This is a genomic window from Pedococcus cremeus, from assembly GCF_900111375.1.
Classification (GTDB): Bacteria; Actinomycetota; Actinomycetes; order Actinomycetales; family Dermatophilaceae; genus Pedococcus_A; species Pedococcus_A cremeus.
In genome coordinates, this window is sequence record NZ_FOHB01000001.1 from 392864 (window position 1) to 415110 (window position 22247).

20 protein-coding genes and 1 tRNA gene are annotated in these 22247 nt (G+C 70.9%); 8 read left to right on the forward strand and 13 right to left on the reverse strand.

Annotated features, from left to right (window positions below):
* Positions 1-4: 4 nt before the first annotated feature.
* Positions 5-1651 (reverse strand): arginine--tRNA ligase, encoded by a 1647-nt coding sequence (argS, locus tag BMW78_RS01805; protein WP_091755803.1) that lies wholly within the window; start codon positions 1649-1651, stop codon positions 5-7.
* Positions 1652-1661: 10 nt separating this feature from the next.
* Complete coding sequence (locus tag BMW78_RS01810; protein ID WP_091755804.1) at positions 1662-2072, reverse strand: response regulator; 411 nt, start codon at positions 2070-2072, stop codon at positions 1662-1664.
* 57 nt (positions 2073-2129) lie between these two features.
* On the opposite strand from BMW78_RS01810, the gene BMW78_RS01815 reads away from it, so the two are divergent.
* Together BMW78_RS01815 and BMW78_RS01820 are read left to right on the forward strand one after the other, a co-directional pair.
* Positions 2130-2201: transfer RNA gene (locus BMW78_RS01815), tRNA-Arg, on the forward strand.
* Between the two features lie 152 nt (positions 2202-2353).
* Positions 2354-2812 (forward strand): SRPBCC family protein, encoded by a 459-nt coding sequence (locus tag BMW78_RS01820; RefSeq protein WP_091755805.1) that lies wholly within the window; start codon positions 2354-2356, stop codon positions 2810-2812.
* 96 nt (positions 2813-2908) lie between these two features.
* On the opposite strand, the gene BMW78_RS01825 is transcribed toward BMW78_RS01820, so the two are convergent.
* Together BMW78_RS01825 and BMW78_RS01830 are read right to left on the reverse strand one after the other, a co-directional pair.
* Positions 2909-3940, reverse strand: coding sequence for a hemolysin family protein (locus tag BMW78_RS01825; RefSeq protein ID WP_091755806.1), 1032 nt, complete (start codon positions 3938-3940; stop codon positions 2909-2911).
* Positions 3940-5340 carry a hemolysin family protein gene (locus BMW78_RS01830; protein WP_091755807.1) on the reverse strand — a complete coding sequence of 467 codons (1401 nt, stop codon included), beginning with the start codon at positions 5338-5340 and terminating at the stop codon, positions 3940-3942. Before BMW78_RS01830 ends, BMW78_RS01825 begins: the two co-directional genes overlap by 1 nt.
* Before the next feature lie 171 nt (positions 5341-5511).
* Between BMW78_RS01830 and BMW78_RS01835 the strand changes: the two genes are divergently transcribed.
* The 3 genes from BMW78_RS01835 (at position 5512) to BMW78_RS01845 (ending at position 11534) form a co-directional block, all read left to right on the forward strand.
* The gene (locus tag BMW78_RS01835; protein WP_091755808.1) at positions 5512-6522 is read left to right on the forward strand and encodes an ABC transporter ATP-binding protein; all 1011 of its coding nucleotides are present in this window, start codon (positions 5512-5514) and stop codon (positions 6520-6522) included.
* Complete coding sequence (locus BMW78_RS01840) at positions 6519-7325, forward strand: ABC transporter permease (protein WP_091755809.1); 807 nt, start codon at positions 6519-6521, stop codon at positions 7323-7325. Before BMW78_RS01835 ends, BMW78_RS01840 begins: the two co-directional genes overlap by 4 nt.
* Positions 7326-7571: 246 nt before the next feature.
* Positions 7572-11534, forward strand: coding sequence for a multifunctional oxoglutarate decarboxylase/oxoglutarate dehydrogenase thiamine pyrophosphate-binding subunit/dihydrolipoyllysine-residue succinyltransferase subunit (locus BMW78_RS01845; RefSeq protein WP_091755811.1), 3963 nt, complete (start codon positions 7572-7574; stop codon positions 11532-11534).
* 143 nt (positions 11535-11677) lie between these two features.
* Here BMW78_RS01845 and BMW78_RS01850 read toward each other — a convergent pair whose 3' ends face one another.
* Together BMW78_RS01850 and BMW78_RS20625 are read right to left on the reverse strand one after the other, a co-directional pair.
* On the reverse strand, positions 11678-12328 hold the full coding sequence (locus tag BMW78_RS01850; protein WP_425439035.1) for a GDSL-type esterase/lipase family protein: 651 nt from the start codon (positions 12326-12328) through the stop codon (positions 11678-11680).
* A gap of 16 nt (positions 12329-12344) precedes the next feature.
* Positions 12345-12521, reverse strand: a complete 177-nt coding sequence (locus BMW78_RS20625) for a DUF6104 family protein (RefSeq protein WP_091755814.1) — start codon at positions 12519-12521, stop codon at positions 12345-12347.
* A gap of 203 nt (positions 12522-12724) precedes the next feature.
* Between BMW78_RS20625 and BMW78_RS01860 the strand changes: the two genes are divergently transcribed.
* The gene (locus BMW78_RS01860; RefSeq protein WP_091755815.1) at positions 12725-14995 is read left to right on the forward strand and encodes a cell wall-binding repeat-containing protein; all 2271 of its coding nucleotides are present in this window, start codon (positions 12725-12727) and stop codon (positions 14993-14995) included.
* Here BMW78_RS01860 and BMW78_RS01865 read toward each other — a convergent pair.
* From BMW78_RS01865 to BMW78_RS01875, 3 genes are read right to left on the reverse strand one after another with little or no spacing between them, the layout of a single operon-like run.
* Positions 14992-15825, reverse strand: a complete 834-nt coding sequence (locus tag BMW78_RS01865; protein ID WP_091755816.1) for a MerR family transcriptional regulator — start codon at positions 15823-15825, stop codon at positions 14992-14994. The two genes, BMW78_RS01860 and BMW78_RS01865, sit on opposite strands and share 4 nt — an antisense overlap.
* Before the next feature lie 4 nt (positions 15826-15829).
* On the reverse strand, positions 15830-16618 hold the full coding sequence (locus BMW78_RS01870) for an ABC transporter permease (RefSeq protein ID WP_091755817.1): 789 nt from the start codon (positions 16616-16618) through the stop codon (positions 15830-15832).
* Positions 16615-17454 carry an ABC transporter ATP-binding protein gene (locus BMW78_RS01875; RefSeq protein ID WP_091755818.1) on the reverse strand — a complete coding sequence of 280 codons (840 nt, stop codon included), beginning with the start codon at positions 17452-17454 and terminating at the stop codon, positions 16615-16617. The genes BMW78_RS01870 and BMW78_RS01875 overlap by 4 nt, the downstream gene beginning before the upstream one ends.
* A 144-nt stretch (positions 17455-17598) precedes the next feature.
* Between BMW78_RS01875 and BMW78_RS01880 the strand changes: the two genes are divergently transcribed.
* Complete coding sequence (locus BMW78_RS01880) at positions 17599-18141, forward strand: hypothetical protein (protein WP_091755819.1); 543 nt, start codon at positions 17599-17601, stop codon at positions 18139-18141.
* Between the two features lie 183 nt (positions 18142-18324).
* Here BMW78_RS01880 and BMW78_RS01885 read toward each other — a convergent pair whose 3' ends face one another.
* The 4 genes from BMW78_RS01885 to BMW78_RS01900 all read right to left on the reverse strand — a co-directional run bounded on the left by BMW78_RS01885 (position 18325) and on the right by BMW78_RS01900 (position 21488).
* A complete protein-coding gene (locus BMW78_RS01885) occupies positions 18325-19068 on the reverse strand; it encodes a hypothetical protein (protein WP_143056108.1) in 744 nt (247 codons plus the stop codon).
* A gap of 155 nt (positions 19069-19223) precedes the next feature.
* Positions 19224-19460, reverse strand: a complete 237-nt coding sequence (locus BMW78_RS01890; protein ID WP_091755822.1) for a hypothetical protein — start codon at positions 19458-19460, stop codon at positions 19224-19226.
* An 86-nt stretch (positions 19461-19546) separates the two neighbouring features.
* A complete protein-coding gene (locus BMW78_RS01895; protein ID WP_091755824.1) occupies positions 19547-20518 on the reverse strand; it encodes a zinc-binding dehydrogenase in 972 nt (323 codons plus the stop codon).
* A 49-nt stretch (positions 20519-20567) separates the two neighbouring features.
* Positions 20568-21488 (reverse strand): acetoacetate decarboxylase family protein, encoded by a 921-nt coding sequence (locus BMW78_RS01900; RefSeq protein ID WP_091755825.1) that lies wholly within the window; start codon positions 21486-21488, stop codon positions 20568-20570.
* A gap of 231 nt (positions 21489-21719) precedes the next feature.
* Here BMW78_RS01900 and BMW78_RS01905 point away from each other — a divergent pair, with 231 nt between their 5' ends.
* Positions 21720-22205, forward strand: coding sequence for a hypothetical protein (locus BMW78_RS01905; RefSeq protein WP_091755827.1), 486 nt, complete (start codon positions 21720-21722; stop codon positions 22203-22205).
* Positions 22206-22247: the final 42 nt, after the last annotated feature.

The following is a 22247-nucleotide window of genomic DNA, read 5'->3' on the forward strand; positions in this document are numbered from 1 at the left end:
CCGGCTACATCCGCTCCGGGGCGGAGACCCCCAGCAGGTCAAGGCCGTTGGCGAGCACCTGGCGGGTGGCGTCGTTGAGCCACAGGCGCGTGCGGTGCAGGTCGGTGACCTCCTCGTCGCGGTTCGCCGGGCGGACGCGGCAGGTGTCGTACCACTTGTGGAACCGGCCGGCGAGGTCCTCGAGGTAGCGGGCGACCCGGTGCGGCTCGCGCAGCTTCGCGGCCTGGGCCACCACCCGCGGGAAGTCGCCGAGGATCGCGAGCAGCGCTGCCTCGGTGGGGTCGGTGAGCAGCGACGGGTCGAACCCGTCCTCGGGTCGCACGCCGTCCTCGACCGCGAGCTTGTGCACGTTGGAGGTGCGGGCGTGGGCGTACTGCACGTAGAAGACGGGGTTCTCGTTGGTCTGCTTGCGCAGCTCCTCGCCCTCGATCGACAGCGGGCTGTCGGCCGGGTAGCGGGCCAGCGAGTAGCGGATGGCGTCGGTGCCGATCCAGTTGATGAGGTCGCGCAGCTCAATGATGTTGCCGGCGCGCTTGGAGAGCTTGGCCCCGTTGAGGTCGACCAGCTGCCCGATCCTCACCTCGATGTTGTGCTCGGGGTCGTCGCCCGCGCAGGCTGCGATGGCCTTGAGCCGGTTGATGTAGCCGTGGTGGTCGGCGCCGAGCAGGTAGATCTTCTCGTCGAAGCCGCGGTCCTTTTTCGACAGGTAGTAGGCCGCGTCGGCGGCGAAGTAGGTGGGCTCGCCGTTGGCGCGGATCAGGACACGGTCCTTGTCGTCGCCGAAGTCGCTGGTGCGCAGCCAGACCGCGCCGTCGAGGTCGTAGACGTGGCCCTGCTCGCGCAGCCGGTCGACGGCCTGCTCGACGGCGCCCTCCTCGTGCAGCTTCTTCTCGGAGAACCAGACGTCGAAGCCCACGCCGAAGTCCTCCAGCGTCGACTGGATGTCGGCGAGCTGGGCGCGGTAGCCGAGCTCGCGGGCCAGCGGCAGGGCCTCGCCCTCGGGGAGGGTCACGAGGTCGGGGCGCTGCTCGAGCACGGCCTTGGCGAGGTCGTCGACGTAGGCGCCCGGGTAGCCGTTCTCCGGAGTGGGCTCGCCCTTCGCGCGGGCCAGGACGCTTCGGCCGAAGTTGTCCATCTGCGCGCCGGCGTCGTTGATGTAGTACTCGGCCGTGATGTCGGCGCCCGACGCCTTCAGCAGGCGCTTCATCGCGTCGCCGAGCGCTGCCCAGCGGGTGTGGCCGAGGTGCAGGGGGCCGGTCGGGTTCGCCGAGATGAACTCGAGGTTGATGACCTGGCCCTTGGCGGCGTCGTTGTGCCCGTAGGTCGCTCCCGCCTCGACGATGCTGCGGGCGAGCTCACCGGCCGACGCGGCGTCGAGCCTGATGTTGAGGAACCCCGGCCCCGCCACGTCGACGGCCTTGATGCCGGGGACCTGGCCGAGGCGCTCGGCGAGCGTCGTCGCGAGCTGCCGCGGCGGCATACCGGCGCCCTTGGCGAGCTGGAGGGCGATGTTGGTCGACCAGTCCCCGTGCTCCCGGTTCTTCGGTCGCTCCACGCGCACGTCGGCCGGCACGGCGACGGTGAGGTCACCGGCGTCCACGGCCCGGGTCAGGACGGTGCGGATGGCGAGCGAGAGTTCTTCGGGAGTCACCCGCGCAAGTCTAGGGCGCGGGCTCGTGCTGCCTGCCCTCGGCCATGAAGCCCTGGACCAGCTCGACGAGGTAGTCGGGGTCGAACGGCTTGGGCACGAACGCGTCGAGCCCGGCCGCCGCGGCCTGCACCCGGTCGTGCTGCTGCACCGACGCCGTGACCATGAGGCAGGGGATGTGGATCAGCCGCGGGTCGGCGCGGATCTGGGTGATCGCCCACCAGCCGTCGCGCGGCTCCATCTGCGCGTCGAGGACGATGACGCCCGGCAGCTCGGCGGTCTCGTCCTGGAGACGGGCCAGCAGGGCCTCGCCGTCGCAGACCTCCTCGACGCGGTAGTCGTCGAGCTCGAGGTTCACGCGGATGAGGCGCCTGATGGGCTCGGTGTCGTCGCACACGAGCACCAGTCCCCCTCCGCGTTCCATGTTTCCCACCCTAGGCTGCTACTGTCCTCCGGGCGCACCTTGGTGCGCCTGAAGTTGGCCCCCGTAGCTCAGGGGATAGAGCACCGCCCTCCGGAGGCGGGAGCGCAGGTTCGAATCCTGCCGGGGGCACTTTTTTGTGCCACAGGACCACTTCCCGCGTCGACACGCTGGGAAACGGCCCTTCGCCTCGTCTCCGGGGGCTCTTTCCCCGCCGATCGAAGGACGGTTTCCCACCCCTTCGACGGTATGCCGCGGACGGAAGCGAGCCGCACAGTCGTCGCATGAGGGTCTACGAGATCGACCGCTCGGTCGCGATCCGGCGTCCGCCCGATGCGGTCTTCGCCCTGCTGGCCGACGTCCAGGACGTCGAGCCGATCCCGCGCCGGGCGCCCGTCGAGATGGTGAAGGAGCCACTGGGTGCGACGCGGATCGGCACCCGGTGGCACGAGCGCGTCCGCCTGCTGCCGGGCTGGTGGCTCCGCATCGAGAGCGTGGTCACCGAGCTGCGGGAGCCGAACCTGCTGGGCATGGACTTCCGCAGCCGCCCCTGGTCCGGCCACCTGACCTACGAGATCAGCACGGACGGCGACCGCGGCAGCGTGCTGCACCACCACGAGATCCTGCGGGTGCACCGACCGCTCTCCGCCCTGACCAGGCCGATCGGACGGGCCTTGGAGCGTCACATCCGGGAGCGACTCGCTGACCTCAGGCTCGTGCTGGAAGAGGGTGCCCCGACGTGACTGCGTCACTGCTCCGCTGGCAGGAGCAGTGACGCAGTGCCTGGCGGGAACAGCCCGCCTCAGTGCTGGCTCTCAGTGCTGGCTCTCAGCCCTGGCTCAGCGCTGGCTGGCGTCGGTGACCTCGCCGACCAGCTCCTCGAGCACGTCCTCGAGGAAGACCACCCCGAGGTCGCGGCCCTGCTCGTCGACGACGCGGGCGAGGTGGGCGCCCGTCAGCTGCATGGTCGCGAGCACGTCCTCGACCTCGTCCTGCGGCCGCACGGTGGCGAGCTTGCGCACCCGCTTCACCGGCACGGGCAGGTCGCGCTCCATCTCGTCGGCGTAGAGCACGTCCTTCAGGTGCAGGTAACCCGTCAAGGCACCCGAGGCGTCGACCATCGGGTAGCGCGAGAAGCCCTTCTTGGCGACCAGGCGCTCGACGTCGTCGGGCGTCGCGGTCAGGGGCAGCGTCACGAGCGAGTCGAGCGGCACGGCGACGTCGATCGCGTCCTTGTCGCTGAACTCCAGCGCCGCCCCGACCAGGCCGTGCTGCTCCTCCTCGATCAGGCCCTCGCGGCGTGACTCGGCGACGATGTGCTGCACCTCCTCGGCCGTGAAGGCGGACGTGAGCTCGTTCTTCGGCTCGACCCCGAAGAGCCGCACCAGCCCCTTGGCCAGCGACTCCATCACCCGGATGAGCGGGCGCAGCGCCCGGGTGATCCACAGCAGCACGGGCACCAGCACCAGCGCCGCCCGCTCGGGGCCGGCGAGCGCGAGGTTCTTGGGGATCATCTCGCCGACGACCACGTGGAGGTAGACGACGATGAGCAGCGCCAGCGCGAGCGCCGACCCCTCCGCGAGCGCCTCCGGCACTCCGAGGTGCTCGAGTACGGGCACGAAGAAGTGGTGCAGCGCCGCCTCAGAAATGGCACCGAGGAGCACGGAGCAGACCGTGATGCCGAGCTGCGCGCACGCCAGCAGCGACCCCATCTGCTCCAGGGCGTCGAGGCAGACCTTCGCGCGACGCGACCCGCCCGCCGCGAGCGGCTCGAGCTGCGAGCGCCGGGCGGCCATCGCCGCGAACTCGGCTCCGACGAAGAACGCGTTGAGCAGCAGCAGGAGGATCGTGATCCACAGGGCGATGCCCATCAGCGCTCCTCCCCCTCGTCGGTCAAGGAGCCCGTCGAGGAGCCCTCGGCGTCGACAGCCTGCGCTGCCGCGTCGTGGTGGGCAGCGGCCTGCTCGGCTGCCTCCGGGCCCACCGGCGAGAAGCGGAGCCGGTCGACGCGCATGCCGTCCATGGCGACCACGGTGACGTGCCAGCCGTCGAGGTCGAGGGCGTCGCCGACAACGGGCACGCGGCCGAGCTCGGCCATGACCCAGCCGCCCGTGGTCTCGTATGCCGGTCCCTCCGGCACCGGGGCACCGCACCGTTCGCGCACCTCGTCCGGGCGCCACAGGCCGGGCACCGTCCAGGAGCCGTCGGTCATCTCGCGCCCGGTGGTGCGCGCACGGTCGTGCTCGTCGCTGACGTCGCCGACGATCTCCTCGACGACGTCCTCGAGGGTGACGACCCCCGCGGTGCCGCCGTACTCGTCGACGACGACGGCCAGCTGCAGGCCCGACTCGCGCAGCAGGAGCAGCAGCGGGTCGAGCCGGATCGTCTCGGGCACCAGCAGCGGCGGCACCATCAGCGCCGACACGGGCACGTCGGGCCGGCGGTCGTGCGGCACGGCGATGGCGCGCTTGACGTGCACGATGCCGTCGATGTCGTCCCAGTCCTCGCCCGTCACGGGGAAGCGCGAGTGGCCGGTGCTGCGGGCGAGGCGCAGCACGTCCTCGGCGTTGGCGGTCCGCTCGATCGAGGTGGCCCTGGCCCGGGGGCTCATGACGTCGGCGGCCGTCTGCTCGCCGAAGCCAAGCGACCGGGTCACCAGGCGGGCCGTCCCGATGTCGAGCGTGCCCACCTCGGCCGAGCGCCGCACCAGTGAGGCGAGCTCCTGCGGCGTGCGCGCGCCCGACAGCTCCTCCTGCGGCGTGATGCCCACGCCCCGCAGCACGAGGTTGGCCGATCCGTTGAGCACGGCGATCAGCGGCTTGGCCACGACCGCGAAGACCCGCACCGGCCCGGCGACGACCTTGGCGGTGCCGAGCGGCGCGGAGATGCCGAGGAACTGCGGCAGGAGCTCACCGAACACCATGGAGAACACGGTGGCGATGACGAGGGCGATGATCGCAGCGACCGAGGTCAGGGTCCCGCCGGTCAGCCCCATCGCCGACAGCGGCGTCTGGAGCAGCTTGCCGATGCTCGGGGTGGCGAGGTAGCCCAGGACCAGCGTCGTCAGGGTGATGCCGACCTGAGCGGCCGACAGCTGAGTCGACAGCCGCCGCAGCGAGCCGAGCACGACGTGGGCGCCCTGGTCGCCGGAGTCGATGGCCCGCTGCACGGTGGGCCGGTCCAGCGCCACGAGCGAGAACTCGGCAGCCACGAAGACGGCGGTGCCGGCAGTCAGGAGGACGCCGGCAAGGACGAGTAACCACTCGGTCATAGTGCGAGCCATCCTAGGTGTGCGTCCCCATCCTGCCGCGCGCTCACTGCGAGCGGGTATGCCGCCGGGCCGGCTGACGCTCCCGTGGCACCAACCCGGCTGAAACCCCGTTGACCCTCACGTGAGGTCAGTTGGGAGGATGTGACGCATGAGACGAAGGCCGGGGGACGCATGACGACCACGACGACCACCGCACCGGTGCCTGGCCCGGGCCCGGGTCCGGGCACAGCGACCCAGAGCGCGCGCATCGAGGTGCGCGACCTGACCAAGCGCTTCGGCGACTTCACCGCCGTCGACCACCTCTCCTTCACGGTCGAGCCGGGCCGGATCACCGGCTTCCTCGGCCCCAACGGAGCCGGCAAGACCACGACGCTGCGCATGCTGCTCGGCCTCATCAAGCCGACCGCGGGCACCGCGACGATCGGCGGCCGCCGCTACCACGACATCGAGAAGCCGATGAGCGTTGTCGGCTCCGCGCTCGAGGCGACGAACTTCCACCCCGGCCGCACCGGTCGCGACCACCTCCGCGTGCTCGCCGACACCGCCGGCGTGAGCACGCAGCGCGTCGACGAGATGCTCGAGCTCGTCGGCATCCCGGCCGCCGCCCGCAAGCGCGCCGGCGGCTACTCGATGGGCATGCGCCAGCGCCTCGGCCTGGCCGCGGCCATGCTGGGCGACCCGCAGGTGCTGATCCTCGACGAGCCGGCCAACGGCCTCGACCCCGAGGGCATCCGCTGGCTGCGCGGCTTCCTGCGTCACCTCGCCGGCCAGGGCAAGACCATCCTCATCTCGAGCCACATGCTCCAGGAGGTGGAGCAGACCGTCGACGACGTCGTGATCATCACCAACGGCCAGCTCGTCCGCCAGGGCGCGATGAGCGACCTGCACGGCGCCCCCCGCGCGCTCGTGCGCACCTCCGACCCCGCCGCACTGGCCGGGGCCCTGCGCGTCAGCGACATCACGAGCAGCGACGTCAGCAGCAGCGACGACGGCAGCGGCGCACTCATGGCCGACACCAGCGACCTGCGGCTCATCGGTGACGTGGCACTGCGGGCAGGTCTACCGATCTACGAGCTCCACGGCATACAGAACGACCTCGAGCAGCTGTTCTTCCAGCTCACCGAGAACACCAACCGCAACCTCGGCCAGCCGGCCGCGGGCCAGCAGGAGGCTCAGGCATGACCGCCGCCATCAGGGCCGAGTTCCGCAAGTTCTTCACCACGCGGCTGTGGTGGGGCATGGCCCTCGCCGTGTTCGTGCTGGGGATCGCGTTGGCGGTGCTCTTCGGCTTCCTGCTCACCCAGCCGCCGAGCCCCTCCGCACAGGGCCGCGGCGTGCCGACCGGCACCCCCGAGCAGATCGCCAACAGCGTCTACACCGGCGGGCTCAGCGTGGGCTACCTGCTCACCCTGGTGATCGGCGTCATGCAGATCGGCAGCGAGTACCGGCACAAGACGATCTCGGGCACCTTCCTCGGCACCCCCAAGCGGGCCGTCGTCATGGGCGCCAAGGTGGTCACCCTCCTCGTGCTCGGCGCGCTGTACGGCCTGCTCTCGCTCATCGGCTCGGTCGCCGCCGGGGCGATCGTGCTCAACGCCCGGGGGTTCGACCCCTTCCCCACCTCGGGCGTGTTCCGCACCCTCGCCCTGGCCCTGCTGGTGCTCGGCCTGTGGGCCCTCATCGGCCTCGGCGCCGGCATCCTCATCCCCAACCAGGTCGCCGCCCTGCTGATCGCGGTCGGCGTCGCCTGGATCGTCGAGCCGCTGATCGTGTTCGGGCTCGGCTACTGGGAGTGGGGTCGCGAGCACATCGCGCCCTACCTGCCGACGTCCGCGACCAACGCGATGGTCAACGGGGTGTCACAGGGCGGCGCCAACGCGGTGCAGCCGCTCACCTGGTGGGGCGGCGCGATCGTGCTCACCCTGTATGCCGCGGTGCTGGCCGGCGTCGGCAGCTGGCGGACCGTGCGGGCCGACATCAGCTAGGGCGTCCCGCCCGGCGCGCGCCACGGCGCCCCGCCACCCAATCGACACGCTGGGAAACGGCCCTCGCAACGCCATCGGAGGGCCGTTTTCCAGCGTGTCGTCGCGTGCTCAGGACACCTCGGCGACACCTCGGCGGCGTCGTGCGGACAGGGTTCGGGCCACTGGGGCACGGCACAGGCGACGGGGATAGGCTGGGCCTACCCGTTCGCTCGTCATTGTCGACGCTATGAAAGAGGCGTATCCGCCGTGCCAGACCAGTCTCCGACCAACGACCCCCTGGCGGCCTTCGGCCCCAACGAGTGGCTCGTGGACGAGCTGTATCAGCAGTACCTGAAGGACAAGAACTCCGTGGACCGCGCGTGGTGGGAGTTCTTCGAGGACTACCGGCCGGGTGAGCCCACGGTGAACGGCGGCACGAACGGCACGGCGCCGACCGCCACGGCGACCCCGGGTGCACCTGCGCAGGGCCGTGAGGGCACCGCGAGCGCCCCGGCCACCGTGCAGAAGCAGGCCACGACCACCGACAAGCCCGACGCCCGCTCCGACAAGGCCGTGGCCGACAAGCCGGAGGACAAGGAGGCCGCGATGGGTGGCCAGACCGCAGCAGCGAAGGTCGCTCCCCCGCGCGAGCAGACCGCGCCGGCCCAGGCCGCGCCCGCCGCCAAGCCGGAAACCGCCAAGCAGGAGGCCCCGAAGCAGGAGGCCCCGAAGCAGGAGCCGGCCAAGACGGAGCCGCCGAAGCCGCGCGAGCCTGCCGGCCTCAAGGCGACCGGCCCGCTCAGCGAGAGCGAGGTCAGGCCGCTGCGCGGTGCCTCCGCCCGCACCGTGACCAACATGGAGTCCTCGCTCCAGGTGCCGACCGCCACGAGCGTGCGCGCCATCCCGGCGAAGCTGCTCATCGACAACCGGGTCGTCATCAACAACCACCTCAAGCGCTCCCGCGGCGGCAAGGTCTCCTTCACCCACCTCATCGGCTACGCGCTGGTGAAGGCGCTGGCCGCGATGCCGGAGATGAACAACGGGTTCACCACCGACGAGAAGGGCAAGCCCGCCCTCGTCGTGCCGGCGCACGTCAACCTCGGCCTGGCGATCGACGTCGCCAAGGAGGACGGCACCCGCCAGCTGCTCGTGCCCAGCATCAAGTCGGCCGAGTCGATGGACTTCGCCCACTTCTGGACGGCATACGAGGACGTCGTGCGCAAGGCGCGCAACGCCAAGCTGACCGTCGAGGACTTCCAGGGCACCACCATCTCCCTGACCAACCCGGGCACCATCGGCACCGTGCACTCGGTGCCGCGCCTGATGAGCGGGCAGGGCACGATCATCGGCGTCGGATCGCTCGACTACCCCGCCGAGTGGCAGGGCGCGAGCCAGGAGACGATCAACCGCAACGCGGTCTCCAAGATCCTCACGCTGACGAGCACCTACGACCACCGCATCATCCAGGGCGCCCAGTCGGGTGACTTCCTGCGCATCATCAACGCGCTGCTGCTCGGTGAGAACGGCTTCTACGACGAGATCTTCGAGAGCCTTCGCATCCCCTACGAGCCGGTGCGCTGGGTGCAGGACATCTCCGCCCACCACGACGACGACGTCAACAAGACGGCGCGCGTGCAGGAGCTCATCCACGCCTACCGCGTGCGCGGCCACCTCATGGCCGACACCGACCCGCTGGAGTACCGCCAGCGCCGCCACCCCGACCTCGACGTCACCAGCCACGGCCTGACCCTGTGGGACCTCGAGCGCGACTTCGCCACCGGCGGGTTCGGCGGGGCGCCGATGCTGCGGCTGCGCAAGATCCTCGGCATCCTGCGCGACTCGTACTGCCGGACCATCGGCACCGAGTACATGCACATCCAGGACCCGGAGCAGCGTCGCTGGCTCCAGGACAAGATCGAGGTCGGCTACGCCAAGCCCAGCCCCGACGAGCAGCTGCGCATCCTGCGCAAGCTCAACGCGGCCGAGGCGTTCGAGACCTTCCTGCAGACCAAGTTCGTCGGCCAGAAGCGCTTCTCGCTCGAGGGCGGCGAGTCGGTCATCGCGCTGCTCGACCGCATCCTGTGCCGTGCGGCGGACGACAAGATGGACGAGGTCTGCATCGGTATGCCGCACCGCGGGCGCCTCAACGTGCTCGCCAACATCGCGGGCAAGTCCTACGGGCAGATCTTCCGCGAGTTCGAGGGCAAGCAGGACCCGCGCTCGGTGCAGGGCTCCGGCGACGTGAAGTACCACCTCGGCACCGAGGGCGAGTTCCACGCCGAGGACGGCGCGACCACGAAGGTCTACCTCGCCGCGAACCCGAGCCACCTCGAGGCCGTCAACCCGGTGCTCGAGGGCATCGCCCGCGCCAAGCAGGACCGGCTCGACCTCGCCGGCGAGGCGTTCACCGTGCTGCCGATCCTGATGCACGGTGACGCGGCCTTCGCCGGCCAGGGTGTCGTCGCCGAGACGCTGAACCTGAGCCAGCTGCGCGGCTACCGCACCGGCGGCACGATCCACGTGGTCATCAACAACCAGGTCGGCTTCACGACGAGCCCGAGCAGCTCGCGCTCCTCGACCTACTCCACCGACGTGGCCCGGATGATCCAGGCGCCGATCTTCCACGTGAACGGCGACGACCCCGAGGCCTGCGTGCGGGTGGCCGAGCTCGCCTACGAGTTCCGGCAGGAGTTCAACAAGGACGTCGTCATCGACATGGTGTGCTACCGCCGCCGCGGTCACAACGAGGGCGACGACCCGTCGATGACGCAGCCGCTGATGTACAACCTCATCGAGGCCAAGCGCAGCGTCCGCAAGCTCTACACCGAGGCGCTCATCGGCCGTGGCGACATCTCCGTCGAGGACGCCGAGGCCGCGCTGCGCGACTACCAGCAGCAGCTCGAGCGGGTCTTCATCGAGACCAAGGAGGCCATCAAGGAGTCCGCGAACGCTCCCGGCCCGGAGACCGCGGACGCGAGCCTGGCCGGCACCGACGTCGAGGGCCACCGCGGCCTCGAGCTGCCGGCGGCCCAGGCGGCCGACCAGACCACCCGGTCGGCGACCGACACGGCCGTGCCCCGCGAGGAGCTCGAGCACATCGGCGACTCGTTCGTGAACATGCCCGAGGGCTTCACGATCCACCCGAAGCTCAAGCAGGCCATGGAGAAGCGGGCGCAGTCCGTGCGCGAGGGCGGCATCGACTGGGCGACCGGCGAGCTGCTGGCCTTCGGCACCCTGCTCAAGGAGGGCACCCCGGTGCGCCTCGCCGGGCAGGACAGCCGTCGCGGCACGTTCGTGCAGCGCCACGCGGTGCTCATCGACAAGGTGACCGCCGAGGAGTGGACCCCGCTGCTCTACCTCGGTGAGGGCCAGGCCCGGTTCTGGGTCTACGACTCGCTGCTGTCGGAGTACGCCGCGATGGGCTTCGAGTACGGCTACTCGGTCGAGCGGCCCGATGCCCTGGTGCTGTGGGAGGCGCAGTTCGGCGACTTCTTCAACGGCGCGCAGACCATCGTCGACGAGTTCATCTCCTCGGGCGAGCAGAAGTGGGGCCAGCGCTCCTCCGTCGTGCTGCTGCTGCCGCACGGCTACGAGGGCCAGGGACCCGACCACTCCTCCGCACGCATCGAGCGGTTCCTCACGATGTTCGCCGAGGACAACATGACGATCGCCTACCCGTCGACGCCGGCGAGCTACTTCCACCTGCTGCGTCGCCAGGCCTACGCCCGCCCGCGCCGGCCGCTCATCGTCTTCACCCCGAAGTCGATGCTGCGCCTCAAGGCTGCGGCGAGCGCGCCCGAGGACTTCACCACGGGCACGTTCCAGCCGGTGCTGGCCGACCGCAAGCAGCTCGACGCCAACAGCGTGACCCGCGTGCTGCTCGCCAGCGGCAAGGTGGTCTACGACCTCGAGGCCCGGCGCGAGAAGGACGGCGACGAGACGACCGCGATCATCCGAGTCGAGCAGCTCGCCCCGGTGCCGTCGCACGACATCGCCGCCGAGCTGCGCAAGTACCCGAACGCCGACGTCGTCTGGGTGCAGGACGAGCCGCAGAACCAGGGCGCCTGGCCGTTCATGGCGCTCAACCTGCCGGGCCAGCTGCTCGAGTTCGGTGAGCAGCGTCCGCTGCGGGTGGTCTCGCGTCGCGCCTCGGCCTCCCCGGCCACGGGCTCGACCAAGAAGCACCAGGCCGAGCAGGCCGAGCTGATCGAGGCGGCCTTCCGCCGCTGATCCGGGAGGGGGCGCTGCGCCCCCTCCCGCACTTCTGGCCACTCACACGGCATACGGAGGCTGAGAAGCCGCCACATGCCGAGTGGGTGGCCAGAAGTCGTTGAGGGGTATGCCGTGCGGCCGGCTTCCAGCCGCGCGTCGCCTCAGCTCGAGATCTGGAGCCAGTCGTACCAGCCGTTGTGCAGCACCAGCCAGGCGATGAGGCCGTAGCCGGCCTGCCCCGGGTGGCCGGGCACCCGGCTGGCGGCGAGGTCGGACTGCCACTGCTCGTGCCCCATCAGGGGGCGGAAGCAGTCGACGAACGGCACCCCCCGACGCGAGCAGACGTCGGCCTGCGCCTCGACGAGCACCTCGAGCTTGTGGTTGAGGTCGTGGTCGCTCGACGGTGGCGGGCTGACGACGAAGGTGCCGATGCCGGCGCTGGCCGCGTCGTCGAGGATGTTGGCGAGGTTGAGCCGGTGCCGGGCCAGGGTCATGCCCTTGGCCGCGTCGTTGCCGCCGACCGAGACCACCAGCCGCTTCTCGGAGCGGCCGGCCCAGCGCGGCGGGCACTCGGTGCGCCACCGGTTCAGCACGTCGGCGGAGGTGTCGCCGCGCACGCCGAGGTTGTAGGCGGTGATGTCGACGTCGGGGTGCTGGGTGCGCCCCACGACCCGCGAGACCCAGCCCTGCCCCTTGGGGTCACCGACGCCGGCCACGAGCGAGGCGCCGATGAAGACGAGCCCCACGTCGCGGGGCCCCTCGTGGGCGACGTGGAACTCGGCGCTGGGGGTGAACTCGGGCTCGGTGCTCAACAGATCAGTCCTCGGGTCACTCTTCATCGTCATCGAGGCGGGCCAGCCAGGTGGCGAGCCGGTCGATGGGGGTCTCGAATTCGGGGTTCAGGTCCACGAAGGTGCGCAGCTGGTCGGCCAGCCACTCCAGGGAGACCTCTTCCTCTCCCCGGCGGGCGGCAAGCTCCTCGATGCCCCGGTCGGTGAAGTACACGCCCGCGAGGTTACCGTCCGAGCCTGAGCCGCACTCGACGGCATACCGAGCGCCGCGCAGCGGCTCACCGGACCCGCTCCGACGGCAAAGGCGTCCGCGATCCTGCGCACCCCATCGGCCGAACGTCTCGAATCGGTCACCGAAGGCACAACAACGTGTGTTGGTGGTCATTGGCGCCCGGTTGGCCTTCCTACCCTCGCTGCGTGAGACGCATCGCCCTGGCCACGGCCGTCGCCGTGGTGGCATCCCTGTCCGCCGCCTACAGCGCCGCCGCCGCACCCGGCGACCCCGGCGACCCCGGCGGCAAGCGGGCCACCTACACCGGCACGGTGCAGACCGTCGTGCGCGAGGAGCACCGCGGCGGCCCGTCGACCCTCGGGCCCGGGCGGAAGCAGGGGCCGGAGCGGCAGCGCGTGCTGCACACGGGCAGGCGGGTCGTCCCGCTCGCGGCGGGCAGCCTCGCCCACGCCGCGGACGGCAGCACCGTCACCGTGCAGACGCAGCAGACCACCGACGGCGCCAAGGTGCTCTCCAGCACGACGCTCGCGAGCGGCAGCACCACGGCGACCGCCCCCGTGACCCGCGAGGTCTACGCAGCGCTGGTGGTGCCGAGTGACATGGCCACCACGACCGCGCGCTTCACCGCCACCAACGTCGAGGACACCATCAAGCAGGTGTCGAGCTACTGGATGAGCCAGACCGACAACCAGGTCGGGTTCGCCGTCACCAAGGTGCTGCCGACCTACACCTCGAAGTTCGCGTGCGGCGACGTCTACAACATGTGGAACGAGGCGCTGGCGAAGATGCCCGAGGCGCAGGGCGTCGGCAAGCACCTGCTGCTCGTGGCCCCGCCCGGCGCCGACGGCTACGGCTGCGACTACGGCATCGCCAGCGTCGGCGGCCTCAACGCGAGCGACAACACCGCCTTCGTCTCCGACCTCAACCAGTCGGTCGTCGCCCACGAGCTCGGCCACAACCTCGGCCGCGAGCACTCCAACGGCCTGCGCTGCACCGGCACCCAGGACGCCCCGGTGATCGCCGGCTCGTTCAGCGGCTGCGTCGAGTACCCCTACCGCGACTACCTCGACGTCATGGGCATGTCGGGGTCCGGCTTCGGCGAGGGCAACCTCAACGCCGTGCAGCTCGCCGGCATGGGCCTGGTGCCCGAGGCGGTGCAGACGGTCAAGGCCGGCAGCGGCGTCACCACGGTCAAGCTCGCCCCGCTCTCGGCACCGGTCACGACCAGGCGCGCGCTGAAGATCGGCGACCCGAGCGGCGCCACCTACTACGTCGACTACCGCTACCCCTCGGGACGCGACCTGTTCAGGGCCAGCAGCTACTTCGGCTACAGCCTCGGCGTCGAGGTGCTGCGCAGCGACCCGGCCGCTCCTTCCGGTTCCGGCAGCTACGTCCTCGACGCCACCCCCACGGGCGACTCCAGCGACATGGACCGTGTCGTGCCGGTCGGCGGCACCTTCCGCAGCGCGTCCGGCAAGGTGATCATCTCCGTCGACAAGGCCGACGCCACCGGCGCCACGCTCCGCGTCAACAGCGGCGCCACCGCCCAGCGCTGGTCTGGCGCTGACCGCTACGCCTCCAGTGCGGCGTTCTCCGCCAAGTCGTATGCCGCGGGGGTGCCGGTCGCGTATGTCGCCAGCGGCCTGACCTTCCCCGACGCCCTGTCGGGCGCCCCGATCGCGGGCGAGAACGGCGGCCCGGTGCTGCTGACCGCCCCCACGAGCATCCCGTCACCGATCGCCACCGAGCTCGGCCGCCTCAAGCCCGGCAAGATCGTGGTGCTCGGCGGCACCGCCGCGGTCTCCAACACGGTCAAGACCGCCCTGGCGAAGTACGCGACCTCGGGCACGGTGGTCCGCTGGGCGGGTGCCGACCGCTACGCCTCGAGCGCGAAGTTCTCCGCGAACAGCTTCGCCCCCGGTGTCAGCGTCGCCTACGTCGCCAACGGCCTCACCTTCCCCGACGCGCTCTCGGGCGCACCGATCGCCGGCAAGACGCCCGGCCCGGTGCTGCTCACCGGCGCGACCAGCGTGCCGAGCGTCATCGCCACGGAACTGGCCCGCCTCAAGCCGTCCAAGATCGTCGTCCTCGGCGGCACCGGCGCCGTCTCCACCACGGTCAGGACAGCCCTGGCGCAGTACGCCACGAGCGGCGTCGTCGAGCGCTGGGCCGGCAGCGACCGCTTCTCCTCCAGCGCCACCTTCTCCGCAAAGTCGTATGCCGCGGGTGTGCCGGTCGCGTACGTCGCCAACGGCCTGGCCTTCCCCGACGCGCTGTCGGGTGCGCCGATCGCGGGCAAGGCGAAGGGTCCGGTGCTGCTGACCGGTGCCACCACCCTGCCGCCGAGCATCGCCACCGAGCTGAAGCGGCTGAAGCCGAAGAAGATCGTCGTCCTCGGCGGCACGGGCGCGGTCAGCAGTGCCGTGCAGAGCACGCTCGCGGCATACCTCGGCTAGCCCGGCGCGACGCCCCGGGCTGCTCGTGAGGTGTCCGGGGACGTCGTCCGCTCCATGCGGCTCCACCCCGTCCAGCCTCGTTCGGCCAGCAGCTCCTGGAGCCGCTGGACCATGGGATGGGAGTCGGAGGCGAAGGAGTCCATCAGGGCGATGAACGCGTCGTCGCCCATCTCCTCGCTCTGTCGCTCGAGGTCGCCTCGCTGCGCCGACTCCTCGTTCATCTCGGCCATCAGGTCGGCGACCTCCCCCAGGCGGTCCTCGTCGAGGTCCGTCACCTCTGCCTCGTCCATGCCCCCTGCGGCCAGCTCGCCGATGAGCAGGTACAGCCGCACCGTCCTCGGGTCGTCCAGCTGGGCCGACTTGTCGGCCATGAACGCGGGGATCTTCTCCGGCCAGCGGGCGGCGATGAGGATCCAGGCGTCGCGCTCGCCCGCGACCATGGCCTCCGACGCGCCGCTGGCCCGCAGCTTGTCGAGGTAGGCGACGACCTCGGCCGGCAGGGCCAGGGAGTCGCCACCGGCGAGCCGGGCGATCCGGCGGCGGTGCTCCTGCAGGTCGCGGATCTCCGCCCGCAGCCGGCTGTCGATCTCGGCCACCGCGGCCGCGAACTCCTCCTCACCGGCTTCGAGAAGGTCCTGCACCCGGGCCAGCGGCACTCCCGCCTCGGCCAGGGTCCGGATGCGGATCAGGTCGACCACGGCCTGGGCCCCGTAGCTGCGGTAGCCCGAGGAGTCGCGCTGCGGCTCCGGCAGGAGCCCGATCTGGTGGTAGTGCCGGACCGCCCGCTGGGTCACCCCCGCGTAGGCCGCCAGCTGGCCGATGGTCAACACGTGGTCAGACTGCCCGAACGCGGGCGAAGAGTCGACGAGCCCACGCGTAGGAGAGGACCGTGATGAGCACGCACCAGCCGATCGCCCACCAGAGGTCCGAGCCCGGGTCACGGCCCTCGAGGCAGGCGCGGAGGGTGTCGATCACCGGGGTGAACGGCTGGTTCTCGGCGACCCAGGCCAGCCCGGTCGACATCGACTCGGTCGGCACGAAGGCGCTGGAGATGAACGGCAGGATCATGAGGAACATCGGGGTGTTGCTGGCGGTCTCGACGCTGCCGGCGGCCAGGCCGAGGGCCACGCACAACCAGGTGAGCGCGAGCGCCAGCAGGGCCAGGATGCCGATCGCCCCGAACCAGCCGGCCGTGGTGGCGTCCGCCCGGTAACCGAGCAACAGCGCGACGGCCAGCACGACCGCGACGGCCAGCGCGGTCTGCACGAGTGCGGCCACGACATGGCCGGTCAGCACCGACGACTTCGCGATCGACATGGTGCGGAAACGGTCGATGATGCCCTCGGTGGCGTCCTTGGCCACGTAGATGGCCACACTCATCGCGACCGAGGCGACCGTGATGATGAGGATGGCCGGCGACACGTAGGTCAGGTAGTCGGCGCGGCCCGTGCCGCCCGGCAGGCCGGCGCCCAGCGTGCCGCCGAAGACGTAGACGAACAGCAGCAGGAAGAGCACCGGCTGGCCGACCAACATGAGCGTCAGGGACGGGTAGCGGACCATGTGCCTGAGGTTGCGCCGCAGCATGGTGGCCGAGTCACGGGCCGCGTAGGTCATCGTGGTCATCGGGTGGTCTCCATCTCGGCTGCGTCGTCGGCTGCGTTGTCGTCGGCTTCGCTGCCGTCGGCTTCGCTGCCGTCGGCTTCGCTGTCGTCGGCGGGGGTGGCGGGGTGGCCGGTGAGCGCCAGGAAGACGTCGTCGAGCGTCTCCCCTCCGGCCCGGGTCTTGAGCTCGGCCGGCGTGCCCTCGGCGACGAGGCGTCCGCCGTCGAGGAGCCCGACGGTGTGGGCGAGCTGGTCGGCCTCCTCGAGATACTGGGTGGTGAGGAAGACCGTCACGCCGTCGCCGAGCAGCTCGCGGACGATCTTCCACAGGTCGCGGCGGCTGCGCGGGTCGAGCCCGGTCGTCGGCTCGTCGAGGAAGATCAGCCGCGGCCGGCTCACCAGCGTCATGGCGAGGTCGAGGCGCCGCTTCATGCCGCCGGAGTACGTCGCCGAGCGGCGGTCCGCGGCCTCGGTCAGGCCGAACCGGTCGAGCAGCTCCTCGACCCGGGCGGCTGCCTCACGTCGAGGCAGGTGGGCGAGGTCGGCCATCAGCCTGAGGTTCTCGCGACCGGTCAGCAGCTCGTCGATCGCCGAGAACTGACCGGTCACGCCGATGGAGCGGCGGACGCCGTCGGGTTCCTTGCTGACGTCAAACCCGGCGACCCGGGCGTGGCCGCCATCGGCGGGCAGGAGCGTCGAGAGGATGCGGACCATGGTGGTCTTGCCGGCTCCGTTGGGTCCGAGGAGCGCATAGACGGTGCCGGCGGGCAAGGTGAGGTCGATGCCGCGCAGGACGGGCTGGTCGCCGTAGGACTTGGCGACTCCGGTGACCTCGATGGCGGGGCGTTGAGGTGTCATGCGCACAGCGTCGAGGGTTGACGCTGCGTCAAGGTCAAGCCCGAATCGGCGGGACGGCAAGTGGCCGTCGTGAGCGCGTATCGGGTAGACATGTCGGGCCTTGACCACAGGTCATCCGACACCACGCAGGGGAACCGCCGACCCATGAGCAACACCGAAGAGCTGATCGCTGCCGTCCGCGAGGCCGCCGAGGGCACTCCGTACGTCGTGACGGAGAAGCCCTACGGCTTCGACCTCACCATCGACATCGTCGACGCCCAGTGGTGGACGCTGCTGCGCAAGAGCGGGGTCAAGCGGCTCTTCACCTACGAGGTCCGGACCAAGGACAGCGCCAAGAAGATGACCATCACCGACGTGTCCAACACGGTGCGGTGGAGCGGGGGCGGGGGCGTCTTCAGCGTGCCCAGCCTGCACGCGGACAAGTCGTTCCAGCGCGGCCGCGTCTACCAGTACAGCTTCCAGAAGGAGGTCGGCGTCGACGCGAAGACGGGCAGGCTCGGCACGCCGGTCAGCTACTCCTTCCGCTCCGGCGAGGGCCGCGACCTCATCCGCGACGCCGCGCAGCGCACCGGTTGGTCGGAGTCGATGCCGATGGAGCAGAAGGGCGCCCTCATCTTCGCCGGCGCGATCGTCGCGGTCGGCGCGATCGTGGGCCTGGTCTTCGCCGCGATCGCCCTCTTCGGCTGACGCCGCGCTCCCAACGCTGCGCTCCCGACGCCGCGCTTGCGACGCCGCGCTTGCGACTTCTGGCCACTCACTCGGCACCAGACCGTGTTCTCGGCGCGAGATGCCGAGCAGGTGGCCAGAAGTGCGTCGGGAGACGGCGGTATGCCGCGTGGCCCGGGCCACGCGGCATACCCTCCCCCCGGTCTAGGTGGGGTCTTCGGTGAGGCGGTCGCGCAGCGCGACCAGTCGCTTGAGCGCAGTGGTCGAGCCGACCTCGCCGGTCCACCACGGCTCGAGGATCTCGCGCATGTAGATGCGCAGCTGGAGGTCGGGGCCGGTCTCGAGCACCTGCTCCTCGATGGGGGCCGGGCGCAGCTCCTCGGGCCGGGCGAAGAACTGCCGGTGCAGGTGGTGGATGGCGGGGGCCGCCGAGGTCCAGGGATCGGCCTGCTCGACGACGGCGCCCTCGGCGGTCTCGGCGTCGGTGCGCTGCTCGTCCTGCGGCCCACCGGGGTCGGGCGCCTCGCCGCGCTGTTTGCGCACGGCGGGGACCTTGACCGGGGGCACCTTCACAGCCGGCACCTTCACGGTGGGGACCTTGACGCTCGGCTTCTTCAGCCGCTTGCGGGAGGCGTGCCTCTCGGCCTCGGCGAGGGCTTCGGCGTCGAGCCGGGCCTGCACCTCGGCAGCCTCGGCGGCGAGCCGGCTGTCCTCCACCGCCCGGCGCTCCTCCTCGACGACCTTGGCCCGCAAGGCCTTTCGCGTCTCCTCGTCGAAGTCCGGCGGCACGTAGGTGCGAGTGCCCGTGCGGGCGACAGGGCTCTTCCAGCCTTCGGGGTTGACGGACCCGACGGGCGGAAGGAGCAGCGACGCGACGGACGGCCGCTCCTCGGCCGCGGTGGCGGCCTCGGTGGCGTCAGCGTCCGGACTCAACGGTGTGGTGGTCACGGCTTCATGGAAAGCCTCGGTGACGTCGTCGGTGGCCATTTCCCCCCAGTCTTTGCCAAGTGCTTAATCAGTGACCGGGACGAGTCCGGTCAAAGGCCCCGAAACGCCGAACGCCCGTGCCCACGGGCGCTGCGCTCGACAACTGCTGTGTGGTCTTACAGCTGCAGGTCGGCGAGCCGCTTGAGCCGGATCAGCGTCTCCCGCGAGCTGACCTCGCCGAACTGCCAGGGCGAGATGATCTCGGTCATCAGCTCGCGCAGCTGGCGGTTGTGCGCGCTCTCCTCGATCGGCGCCTGGGCCGGCTGACGCGCCGCGACCTCCTTGGGCACGAGGTACTCGTTCCACCGGGGGTCGAACACCGGCTTCTCCGAGGGCGTCATCGAGTTGGGCACGCGGTCAAGGCTAGGTCAAAGCCGCAGGTCAGCCGCTGGCGAACGACGTTCTCCGCCATGAAGTCTGGCCAAAAGTAGGAGGCGGCTCAGGAGACGGTGAAGACGACCTTGCCGAACAGCTCACCCGACGCCATCTTGGCGAAGCCGTCGCGCGCCTGCTCGAGCGGCATCACCGAGTCGATGGCCGGCTCGATGCCCTGCTGCACCACGAACTGGGCGAGCCGCTCGAGCTCGAGGCGGGTGCCCATCGTCGAGCCGATGACGCGCAGCTGGCGGAAGAAGATCTGGGTGAGCTCGGCCTTCGCAGGGGCGTCACCGGAGGTGGCGCCGCAGATGACGATGGTGCCGCCGGGCTTGAGCGACTTCACCGAGTGCGACCAGGTGGCCGCGCCGACGGTCTCCATGACCGCGTCGACCCGCTCGGGCAGCCGCTCCCCCGAGGCGAACGCGCGGTCGGCGCCGATCTCGAGCGCCTTGGCGCCCTTGGCCTCGTCGCGGCTGGTCACCCACATCCGGTAGCCGGCCGCCGAGCCGAGCTGCACCAGCGCGGTGGCGACGCCACCGCCGGCGCCCTGCACCAGCACCGTGGCGCCGGGCGTGAGGCCGGAGTTGGAGAAGAGCATCCGGTATGCCGTGAGCCAGGCCGTGGAGAGGGTGGCGGCGTGCTCCCACGATAGCCCCTCGGGCTTGGGGACCGCGTTGGCCTTGGGCACCAGCACCTTCTGGGCGAGCGTGCCGTCGTGCAGCTCCGAGAGCAGGGTGCGCTTGGGGTCGAGCGTCTCGTCGCCCTGCCAGCCCTCGCTCGGCACGACGGCGTGGACGATGACCTCGTTGCCGTCCTCGTCGACACCGGCGCCGTCGCAGCCGAGGATCATCGGCAGCCGGTCGGCGGGCAGGCCCACACCCTGCAGGGAGAACAGGTCGTGGTGGTTCAGGCCCGCGGTCCTGAGGGTGACCGTCGTCCAGCCCGGCCTGGGCTCGGGGTCGGGGCGCTCCCCGATCTCGAGACCGGAGAGCGGGTCGTCCTTGGACTGGCTGGCGGCGTAGACAGCGAGCATGGGTCCGACCCTATTGCGCCCGACGGGCCCGCGCCCGGCCGAAGGGCTGTCAGGCGATGCCTGCGGTGAACCTCTCGTACTGGTCGATGGCTCCCGACTCGGGGTAGCGCACGGTGAAGTCACCTCGCTCACGGTCGGCGCCCACGTGCCCGGTGTACTCGCGAGCCCGGCCGACCGGCATACCGGCGGGCAGGATGATGCGGGCGTCGACGTAGCTGACGCCCATGAGGCTCGCCGGCGAGACCTCGAGGGTCTTCAGCCGTGCGGCCATGGGGTGCTCACCGAGCAACAGGTGCCCGCGGGGCCCGAGGAAACGCTGGCCCCATCCGAGGAAGGGCATGGTGGTCGCCAGCAGCTCGCCGCGGCGCGAGGAGTACATCGTCAGGGGGCGACGGTCGGTGCGCAGACGGCCACCCGGCCGCACGTCGAGGGACAGCACGTGGACGCCGTCGTCCCACACGTCGACCACGCGGCGGTCCGGCTCCTCGTAGAAGTGGAGGTCCGCAACGAACTTCGGGAAGCCGTAGAGCTCGCGGCCGGAGTCGCGGGCCAGTGCGTGGGTGACGGGCATGTCGAGCACGAAGCCTCCGACGTGCGGCATGGCTGGCTGCAGGAGCGGCAGTCCGCGCCTCAGCGGCTCCCGCGAGACGAGCGCGACGGTGGCGGCCTCGGCATAGGGCTCGACCCGCATCGGCTTCCCGTCGGCCAAGCTGCCGCTCAGGTCGGCATAGCGGGCTGCGAAGAGCATGACGAGCCCGCTGCCGTCGAACCACTGCACCGGGTGCAGGTCGTCGGTGGGCAGCATCGCCCGCAGCGCGTCGACGGAGACCGTGTGGAGCGACTGGAACGAGGTGGCCCGGTTGACGTAGAGCGGTGATCGCAGTGTCTGCCCGCGGAACTCCGCCGTCGTGCGCGGACCGCTCCACCTCAGGAAGTCGGCAGGCGCTCGGCGGCCTTTCAAGAGCCTCATCGCTTTCTCCTTCCGCGCCGGGGTTGGCACCCCCTCAATGGGGACGATCCGGCCAGGCACGCGCGACGCACAGAGCCGTTCGGCCCGCCGCGCAGCCTGTTCGAGGCGGGAGCGTCATCTCGCCGCGTGCCTCACCCCTTCCGTGTGAGGTGGAGGTCGACGCGGTGGCGGAGCCTGACAGGTGCGAGCCGTGCGCTGCGCCGGCTCCCGTGACGCTGCGAGGAGGAACCCGTGACGACGAAGACCGACTTCACCGACGAGGAATGGGCGCGGATCGTTCGAGCCCCACTGGTGGCCGGGATGGCGATCTCGCTGGCCGATCCCGGAGGACCGATCGAGGCGGCGAAGGAGTCGATGGCGGCCCTCAAGAGCGCCACGAACCCGCCCAGCCGTGAGCAGCTGCTGGCCGACGTGGCCCTCGAGGTGCAGGCCATGGCGCAGCAGCACCAGAACCCCTTGAAGGGCTACCGGCCGACGTCGGAGGGCGGCCCTCCGGGTGAGCAGGTGCTGGCCGAGCTGGGTGCCGTCCAGGGGATCGTCTCGGCCAAGGCCTCGCCCGAGGAGGCGGCGGCGTTCGGGCGGTGGCTGGTGGCGTCCGCGCAGGGCGCGGCCGACGCGGCCAAGGAGGGCGGGTTCATGGGCTTCGGGGCCGAGCAGGTCAGCGCACGGGAGCAGGCGATGCTCGACCAGGTGCGGCAGGCCGTCACGGCCGTCTAGCACGCAGCGAGCGCCCAACCCTTCGACACCTGCGACGTGAAC